General features: G+C 54.4%; 1 pseudogene. It reads left to right on the plus strand.

The window, feature by feature from the left end:
- A pseudogene (locus E0D98_RS26445) lies at window positions 1-285 on the plus strand (terminase large subunit); the annotation flags it as partial.

Here is a 285-nt window from a genome sequence, read left to right on the forward strand (position 1 = left end):
TTGTGGTGTATACGACCACCCAGTCGAATGAGCCGCCAGCCGGGGTGTTCAGACAGAAACTGCAGTACGCCCGGGATGTCCGTGACGGCAAAATTCATGATCCGCACTTTCTGCCGGTGATATTTGAACACCCTCCTGAAATGGTGGAAAGCGGGGCTCACCTGCTGATGGAAAACCTCGCCATGGTCAATCCGAATCTCGGTTATTCGGTGGATGAGGCTTTTCTGTACCGGGAGTACCGTAAAGCCCGGGAGGCTGGTGAGGAAGCATTTCGTGGCTTCATGT

The organism is Escherichia sp. KCJ4928 (assembly GCF_004352695.1).
Lineage (GTDB): Bacteria > Pseudomonadota > Gammaproteobacteria > Enterobacterales > Enterobacteriaceae > ECMA0423.